This window comes from Streptomyces sp. NPDC027189, from assembly GCF_055566975.1.
Genome location: NZ_JBVHRI010000067.1, coordinates 1 through 7965 on the forward strand (window position 1 = coordinate 1; position 7965 = coordinate 7965).

Below are 7965 nucleotides of genomic sequence, written 5' to 3' on the forward strand. Positions count from 1 at the left end.
CCACGACTCAACCTGCTCAACCGTCAGCTCTTCAGCACACAGTCATACCAACGCACCACGAACATGATCGTCACGCAGATGCGGTTGCAGTACTAACCACAAGGGCTGGCCATCCAAGCCCCCGGCCGCGTGGCGCCCGGCGAACCGCTTCAGCGGTCCTGGCCGGGCCCGTTGTCCCTGGGGTGTCAGGCTCCCAGCAGGCCGACCGCTCCGTACCAGACCGGGCCCGGGTTGAGGCGGTCCGGGTAGAGGGTCGTCATCCGGTCGAAGTACTCGCGGGCGGTGGGGTTCTGGCCCAGCAGCTGGATCGCGTCCAGCAGGTACTGGCGGGTCTCCTCGATGGTGGCCGGGTCGTCGGGCAGGTCCTTGTTCTTGTGACCGGCCACGACGGCGCGCGGCTGGAGCGCGGCCACGCGGTCGAGGGCCCCCAGCCATTCCTCCAGGCCGCCGTCGCCACCTTCGAGGATGTACTGGTGCACGCCGTTGTAGACGACATCGCCGGCCACCACAAGACCGATCGACGGCACATGCAGGACCGTGGTCTTGTCGGTGTCGGTGTGACCGACCTCGACGGCCTCGATGAGGTTGCCCTCCAGCTGGAAGCCCTCCGCCGGGACGGGCTGGGCCAGCACCGGGGTGTCGGGGATCAGGCCGGGGAAGCGCTTGTCCCACAGTTCCTCGCGGCCCTCGGTGGCCTGCTTGTGCATGACCTCGATGGTGCCGGGGGTCGCGTAGACGGTGACGCCGGGGAACCGCTTCACGAGGTCGGCGGTGCCGAACCAGTGGTCGCCGTGCCCGTGGGTGGCGTAGATGTAGGCCAGACGCTTTCCGGAGCGCTCGATCCAGTCGCCCACCCGCTGGGTCTGCTCGGTGGTCAGGGGCGGGTCAACCAGCACGGCGTCCTCCTCGCCGAAGATCAGCGTCGACGTTAGGGGCGAGGAGACGAGCCCTTCACCATTGGGCAGCCGCTCGCCACCGGCTCGGGGAGTGCCCTCCTGGACGAGAACTTCGTAGGCCAGGGGAGTGGGTGCGGATGCGGTCATGATGGTGCCTCCTTCAGAGGGCGAATCGGCGGAACTTGGCTCGCGCAGCCGTCTGCTCGTGGCCGGACGGCGGCGAGCCGGGCACATGTCAGGGCGGGCAGCTGTGAGGATCCGCTCCGGTGGGTGCCGTGGTCCAGGCACGGCGGGGAGCGGCGTTGCGGGCCCGTCGAAGGCAGTCCCGTCGATCCCGGTCGTGCTCGCCCGAGCGGTGGACGGCAGGCCGTCTTCGGATGACCCTTGAGAAGTAACCGTAGCACGTTCGCCTATTTCGGCTACGGATGCCGAACCGTCCTCGCCGCCTCCGGCGAGCGCATTGCCCGGCGGCGCTCCGGCCGTGCGCCCCCGCTGCGGGCGACCGGGTCTGGATGGGGGCGGGGGCGCCGAGGCCGCCAGCCGTCCGGTCTGGGCGGGGAAGGGGTGCCGGGGAGGGCGGGCCGCCGTCAGACGGATGTGCTGTGGGCGCCGGGGCCGGTGATGGGCTCCACCTCAGAGGTGGTGACCTCGTGCCCGCAGGAGCAGTGCAGTTCGAGGTGCACCCGGCCGCCGCAGCCGGCGTGGTTCAGCAGAGCCGGCGGGCCCTCGGGGCCGCCGAGATGCGTGTCTCCGTACTGCAGGAGAGCGGCCAGAACCCAGTGGATGTCGTGCGCGGACGGCGTCAGGTGGTACTCCTGGCGCGCGCGCCGTCCGGCCTCCTGGTAGCTGCGGCGCTCCAGTAGCCCCGCCGCGACGAGCTGGCCGAGGCGTTCGGCCAGGACGCGGCGGGAGACCCCGAGGTGCTCCGCGATCTCGTCGAAGCGATGCAGTCCGGCGAAGACCTCACGCAGGATGAGAAGGGTCCACCGCTCGCCGATCAGCCCCAGGGTCGCGGCGACGCTGCAGTTGCCCAGATCGAGTTCACGCCATTCCATACGGCCAGGATAGCTCCAGGGTTGCCATTTGGAACCCAGCCCTTGACTTCCTGGGTTCCAGATGGAAACTTAGCTGCAACGGGGCCGCTGAGAGACACCGCCGCGCCCCCGGGCCCGCGAAGCCCGACCGATGACCGCCCGAGCACGGTCAGGCTCCCGGACGCCTCACGAGCCGATCGGCCTGTCCCCTTGATCCCCGGTCCCTGCGCGCACCACTGGACGGACAGCCGGGGCGAGTGGACAAGCGTTCACCCCAGCACCGCACCCAGCCATGAGCATGGAGGAAGCATGTCGAGCAACCAGGCGATCGTCGACGCCTGCCACCGCGCATACACCGGGTTCGAGAAGAACGACTCATCCGACCTGGTGGCCCTGATGTCGCCGGACGTGGTCTTCCACTTCCCCACCTCGCTGCCCTACGGCGGGACGTTCCACGGCCGGGACGGCTTTGCGGCCTTCTACAAGGACCTCTTCGACCACTACTACGAGTACTTCAACTACGACCTGCACACCGTGCTCGACGCCGGGTCGCACGTGGTGGTCCCCGTCCGGGCCCGGGCGAAGGCGAAGAACGGCCGCACCATGGAGAACGAGCACCTCCTCCTGTTCGCCGTCACCGACGGACTGATCACCGAGGCGCGGCTGTACGCCGACACCGCCAAGGGCCGTGACGTGATCGAGGGCCTTGAGTTCTTCCCCTCCGCGGCCGGCTGATCCGTCCGACCGGAACCGGGAACCGGCATGGAGCGCCGACCCGTTCGCGGCCCGGCCCCGGACCCGACCCGGAGCCAGAACGACGACGTACCGGCCGGGCCCCGAGGACACGGTCGTCCCACCTCGCTCCACCGGTGCACCGGTGCCGCGCGCCGGGGCCGGCAGCGGCCCCGATGACCCGCCCCCAGCCCGCCCCGGCCACACCTTCACCGGCGGTATGCCGCCGTGCATGTCAGAGAGGACATGAACGTGATCATCAACAGCGACGAACTGGACGCGACCTCCGCGTACAAACTGCTCATCGGGGCGGTCACGCCACGGGCGATCGGCTGGGTGAGCACCCAGTCGGAATCCGGCGTCGCCAACCTGGCGCCGATCTCGTTCTTCACCGTAGTGAGCCGGGTGCCCCCGATCGTGTCCCTGACCCTTCAGCCGCGGTCGGACGGGACCCTGAAGGACACGTTCATCAACATCCGGGACAGAGGCGAGTTCGTCACCAACCTGGTCACGCTTCCGCTGGCCCACGAGATGCACCGCAGCGCCATCGAATTCGACAGCTCCCAGGACGAGTTCGACGAGGTCGGCCTCGAGAAGGCGGACTGCGAGGTCGTCAAGGTGCCGCGGGTGAAGGACTCACCGATCGCGATGGAATGCGTCGTCGACCGGATCATCCAGGTCGGCGACATCAACGACCACGTCGTCTGGGGCAAGGTCGTGCGCTTCCACGTCCGGGACGACGTCTACGTCCGGAACGGACGCATCGACACCGGCGCGATTCCCGCGGTCGGCCGCCTCGCCGCCGAGTACACCCTCGCCGACAACGCGTTCGTCCCGCCCCTGCCGGACGACGTACTGAGCGCGCGACTGGGCCGGCGTAGCCACCGTCTCGACGGACGCCCGGACGGATGGTCGCAGGTGGACAGCGCCGACTGGTCCGCCTCCGGAGCCACGAAGGCATGACGGCGTCGCCGCCGGGCCGGCCGCATACCAGCCGCGCACTCCCGCGCGGTATGGACGTCCGGAGCGGCCGCGTCGTACACCGGGCCCTGATCAGGCCCCCCGAACGGTCCGACACCCGACACCGCACTCCCCGAAGGAGCCCCCCATGCCGGTCTTCAACGCCCACATCCCCGCCAACCGCTTCACCTCGCAGCAGAAGCGCGCCCTCGCCGACGCCCTCAACCAGTCGCTGGTGCAGGGCCTCGGCATCCCCGAGGGCGACCGCTTCATCATGATCAGCGAGCACGGCGAGGACGAACTCTTCCTCGACCCGACCTTCATGGGCATGCACCGCAGCGCCGACGCCATGATCATCACGGTTCTCTTCGGCGCCCACCGGCCCCTGGAGGACAAGCGGGCGGCGTCCGCCGCCATCAACAGGCTGGTCGTCGAGGCGCTCGATGTCTCTCCCGACGACATATTCATCGCCCTGATCCCGGTCCCGAACGAGAGCTTCTCGTTCGGAAGGGGTGAACTGCAGCTGGCCGAAGGGGCTCCTCGCTGGTGAACCCCGCGTTCCCGCCCGCCGACCAGGCCCGGAGCCTGCCCGCGTACCGGGGCGGGCCGAGGCCCAGCGGCACCCGCCGGGCACGGCATCGGGGCACACGGCCACACCGGAGTGCCTGAGCATCCCGCCGGGCGAACGGGTACGGCAAGCCGAACAAGGGATCGGCGACGGGACCAGCAGAACGAATCAGCAAAGGAATCAGTCGTGGAAACAGAAACCGCCGCGTCGACGCGGACCCCCGCGCCCGGCCGAGCCGAGGAGCCGGTCTTCGCGCTCCACCACGGGGGAAAGATGGCGATCACCCCGACGGTGCCGCTGCGCGACCGCGAGGACCTCTCACTCGCCTACACGCCGGGCGTCGCCGAGGTGTGCACCGCCATCGCCGAACAGCCCGGTCTCGTCCACGACTACACCTGGGTCTCGCACACCGTCGCCGTGGTGACGGACGGCACCGCGGTGCTCGGCCTGGGCGACATCGGACCGCAGGCGTCGCTGCCGGTCATGGAGGGCAAGGCGGTCCTGTTCAAGCAGTTCGGTGACGTGGACGCGGTGCCCATCGCGCTCGCCACCAAGGACGTGGACGAGATCGTCGACACCGTCGCCCGACTCGCGCCGTCCTTCGGCGGCATCAACCTCGAGGACATCTCCGCACCCCGGTGCTTCGAGATCGAGCGCAGGCTCCAGGACCGACTCGACATCCCGGTCTTCCACGACGACCAGCACGGCACGGCTGTGGTCACCCTGGCGGCCCTGCGCAACGCCGCCCGCCTCACCGGGCGGACCCTCGACGGGCTGCGCGCGGTCATCTCGGGCGCGGGAGCGGCGGGCGTCGCGATCGCCAAGATCCTGGTGGAGGCCGGCATCGGCGACGTCGTGGTCACCGACCGGACCGGCGTACTGCACCTCGGCCGCACCGACCTGACCGACGTCAAACGGGACATCGCCGCGTACACCAACCGGGCCGGACACACTGGCACGCTGGAGGAAGCCCTCGCAGGCGCCGACGTCTTCATCGGCGTCTCCGGAGGCGCGGTCCCCGAGACCGCGGTCGCCACCATGGCCGAAGGCGCCTTCGTGTTCGCCATGGCCAACCCCACCCCCGAGATCCACCCCGAAGTCGCCCACAAGTACGCGTCCGTCGTGGCGACCGGCCGCAGCGACTACCCGAACCAGATCAACAACGTCCTCGCCTTCCCCGGCATCTTCTCCGGAGCCCTCCGCGTTCGCGCCTCGCGCATCACGCCAGGCATGAAGATCGCCGCCGCGGACGCCCTGGCCGGCCTGATCGCCGACGAGTTGCGCCCCGACCACATCATCCCGTCCCCCTTCGACCCGCGGGTCGCCCCCGCGGTCGCCGAAGCGGTCGCCGAGGCCGCCCGGCGCGACGGAGTGTCCCGTCTCTAGACGGCCGGCCACGCAGACACCGAAGCCGCCGAAGGCACCGCACGCATCAGAGACTTCGCCTTCGACCGGATGCGCGCCCGGACGCACATCCCACCGACATGCCCACCGAAAGCCAGGACCGGTCCCCTTCCGGGCCGACGTCCACAGCGGGACAGTGAGAACACACACATGAAAACGGAACGCGTCGCCGACACCGACGTACGCTACCGCCGCACTGGCGACGGGGACCTGGCCGTGGTGTTCGTCCACGGTTTCCTCGACGATCAGTACGTCTGGGACCGCCTGATCCCCCAGCTCGCCACACCCGGCATCGAGTGCATCACGCTCGACCTGGCCGGCTGCGGTGACCGCGCCGCGGCGGACGGGCCCTACGACTACGACCGGTTCGCCGCCGAGGCGGGCGCGGCGGTCGACGCCCTCGGCAAGCCGTTCGTGATCGTCGGCCACAGCATGGGCGCCGCCGTGGCCGAACTGGTCGCGGTCCAGCGGCCCGACCGCGCCCGCGGACTCGTGCTGGTGACCCCGGTCCCGCTCGCGGGCGTGCATCTGCCCGACGAGATGATCGAGCAGTTCCGTTCGCTGGGCGGCAACGAACCCGGCCAGCGAGGCGTTCGCGAGAACCTGTCCGCCGCGTTCCCGCCGGCGGAACTGGACCGGCTGGTCGCCACCGGGACGCGGCTGCGGCCGGAGGTCCTCCGAGCCCTCGCCGAGTGCTGGAACACCGGACACCCTCAGGGCGAGGATCCGAGCGCTTGCTCCGGCCCGGTGCTCATCGTCCGCGGCGAGGGCGACGGGTTCGTCACCGAGAGCATGGTCCACGACGCGATCGCACCCCGCTTCACCGACGTGACGGCGGTGTCGGTGGCCGAGGCCGGTCACTGGGCCCACATCGAGCAGGCGGCCGAGGTCGCGGGCCACCTCGACCGTCTCCTCGCCGGGGTCCTCGGCTCCGAAGCCGCTCCCGTCGCGGACACGACGGCTCCGCGGGGCTGGACGAACGCCTTCGCGCAGAAGTCCGCCACGGCGTTCGGCGAGGCGTTCACCGAGGACGTGGTTCTGGAGGCGAGCGTCCTGCTCCGCCCCGTGGAAGGCCGCGACCAGGTGAAGAAGGTGATGGGCGCGGCGAGCGCGATCTACGAGTCGCTCCGCTTCACCCGCGAGGCCGTCGACGGTCCGCGCAGCTACCTGGAGTGGGAGGCCACCGCGTTCGGCGGCCTGCCGATCGAGGGCGTCACCCTCCTGACCAGGAATGCGGACGACCAGATCCTCCGGGCCGCCATCCACCACCGTCCGCTCGGCGCCGCACTGCGCTTCTCCGCCGAACTGCGAGACCGGCTGGCCGGCGAGATCGACTCCGACCACTTCCACCAGGGCTGAAGTCCCCACCCACACAGAGAGGTTGTTCCATGTTCCAGCGCGAGGATGTCGAGTTCGAGGCCGACGGCGGGATACGCCTGCGCGGTTGGCTCTTCCTGCCGGACGGCCCAGGCCCGCACCCGGCGGTCACCATGGCCCACGGCTACGCCGGGGTGAAGGAACACGGCCTGGAGCCGTTCGCACAGACCTTCGCGGACAACGGCTTCGCCGTCCTGCTGCACGACCACCGCGGCTTCGGGGCCAGTGACGGCCTTCCCCGCCAGGACGTCGACCCCTGGCGGCAGATCGCCGACTGGCGGCGCGCCATCTCCTACCTGGAGAGCCGGCCCGAGGTCGACCCCGACCGGATCGGCCTGTGGGGCACCAGCTACGCCGGCGGTCACGCGATCGTCCTCGGTGCCACCGACCGCCGCCTGCGGGCCGTGGTCGCCCAGGTGCCGACCATCAGCGGCTTCGAGCAGGGCCTGCGCCGCATCGCACCGGAGGCGGTCGCCGGTCTGGAAGCGGCCTTCGACGAGGACGAGCGCGCCCAGCTGCGCGGCGAGGCCCCCCGCAGCCAGGCCATCGTCGGCAGCGACCCGGCGGTGCCCGCGTCCTACCGGACCCAGGAGGCCATCGACTTCTACCTCCAGCCCAAGCCCGACGGTGTGTGGGACAACGAGGTCACCGTCCGTTCCACCCGTGCCGCGCGCATGTACGAGCCCGGAGTCTGGGTCACCAGGGTCTCGCCCACACCGCTGCTCATGGTGGTCGCGCTCAACGACACCGTCACCGTGACCGACCTCGCTCTCGCGGCCTACGAGCGCGCGCTGGAGCCGAAGCGGCTGCGGACCATCCCCGGCGGCCACTTCGACCCGTACACCACGCAGTTCGACAAGGCGAGCGGCGCCGCCGTCGAATGGTTCCGGGAGCACCTCGCCTAGTACTCCAGCAGCGTTTCGCTATCTGGCCTGGTCAGAGGCGTCGTCCGGAGTGTAGTTGGCTGATGATGCGTCAGGGGCGGTCTTGCCGG

At 70.3% G+C, this 7965-nt stretch carries 8 protein-coding genes; 6 read left to right on the plus strand and 2 right to left on the minus strand.

What is annotated here, in order from left to right:
- Positions 1–185: 185 nt before the first annotated feature.
- A complete protein-coding gene (locus ACZ4RZ_RS49990; RefSeq protein ID WP_100830178.1) occupies positions 186–1043 on the minus strand; it encodes an MBL fold metallo-hydrolase in 858 nt (285 codons plus the stop codon).
- A 440-nt stretch (positions 1044–1483) separates the two neighbouring features.
- Positions 1484–1951, minus strand: coding sequence for a winged helix-turn-helix transcriptional regulator (locus tag ACZ4RZ_RS49995; protein WP_095849765.1), 468 nt, complete (start codon positions 1949–1951; stop codon positions 1484–1486).
- 288 nt (positions 1952–2239) lie between these two features.
- Between ACZ4RZ_RS49995 and ACZ4RZ_RS50000 the strand changes: the two genes are divergently transcribed.
- The 6 genes from ACZ4RZ_RS50000 to ACZ4RZ_RS50025 all read left to right on the plus strand — a co-directional run bounded on the left by ACZ4RZ_RS50000 (position 2240) and on the right by ACZ4RZ_RS50025 (position 7876).
- A complete protein-coding gene (locus ACZ4RZ_RS50000) occupies positions 2240–2665 on the plus strand; it encodes a nuclear transport factor 2 family protein (protein WP_095849764.1) in 426 nt (141 codons plus the stop codon).
- Between the two features lie 249 nt (positions 2666–2914).
- Complete coding sequence (locus ACZ4RZ_RS50005; protein ID WP_095857377.1) at positions 2915–3625, plus strand: flavin reductase family protein; 711 nt, start codon at positions 2915–2917, stop codon at positions 3623–3625.
- Between the two features lie 145 nt (positions 3626–3770).
- The gene (locus tag ACZ4RZ_RS50010; RefSeq protein WP_399095356.1) at positions 3771–4172 is read left to right on the plus strand and encodes a tautomerase family protein; all 402 of its coding nucleotides are present in this window, start codon (positions 3771–3773) and stop codon (positions 4170–4172) included.
- 204 nt (positions 4173–4376) lie between these two features.
- Positions 4377–5576, plus strand: a complete 1200-nt coding sequence (locus ACZ4RZ_RS50015; RefSeq protein WP_257016047.1) for an NAD(P)-dependent malic enzyme — start codon at positions 4377–4379, stop codon at positions 5574–5576.
- A 168-nt stretch (positions 5577–5744) separates the two neighbouring features.
- Positions 5745–6953, plus strand: a complete 1209-nt coding sequence (locus tag ACZ4RZ_RS50020) for an alpha/beta fold hydrolase (protein WP_399095359.1) — start codon at positions 5745–5747, stop codon at positions 6951–6953.
- Between the two features lie 29 nt (positions 6954–6982).
- Positions 6983–7876, plus strand: a complete 894-nt coding sequence (locus ACZ4RZ_RS50025; protein WP_095849761.1) for an alpha/beta hydrolase — start codon at positions 6983–6985, stop codon at positions 7874–7876.
- The last annotated feature ends 89 nt before the right edge of the window (positions 7877–7965 follow it).

What these genes read in the sequence shown, in the direction of transcription:
- ACZ4RZ_RS49990 (WP_100830178.1), bottom strand. Translation starts at nt 1,043, where the DNA reads ATGACCGCATCCGCACCCACTCCCCTGGCCTACGAAGTTCTCGTCCAG.
- ACZ4RZ_RS49995 (WP_095849765.1), bottom strand. Translation starts at nt 1,951, where the DNA reads ATGGAATGGCGTGAACTCGATCTGGGCAACTGCAGCGTCGCCGCGACC.
- ACZ4RZ_RS50000 (WP_095849764.1), top strand. Translation starts at nt 2,240, where the DNA reads ATGTCGAGCAACCAGGCGATCGTCGACGCCTGCCACCGCGCATACACC.
- ACZ4RZ_RS50010 (WP_399095356.1), top strand. Translation starts at nt 3,771, where the DNA reads ATGCCGGTCTTCAACGCCCACATCCCCGCCAACCGCTTCACCTCGCAG.
- ACZ4RZ_RS50020 (WP_399095359.1), top strand. Translation starts at nt 5,745, where the DNA reads ATGAAAACGGAACGCGTCGCCGACACCGACGTACGCTACCGCCGCACT.
- ACZ4RZ_RS50025 (WP_095849761.1), top strand. Translation starts at nt 6,983, where the DNA reads ATGTTCCAGCGCGAGGATGTCGAGTTCGAGGCCGACGGCGGGATACGC.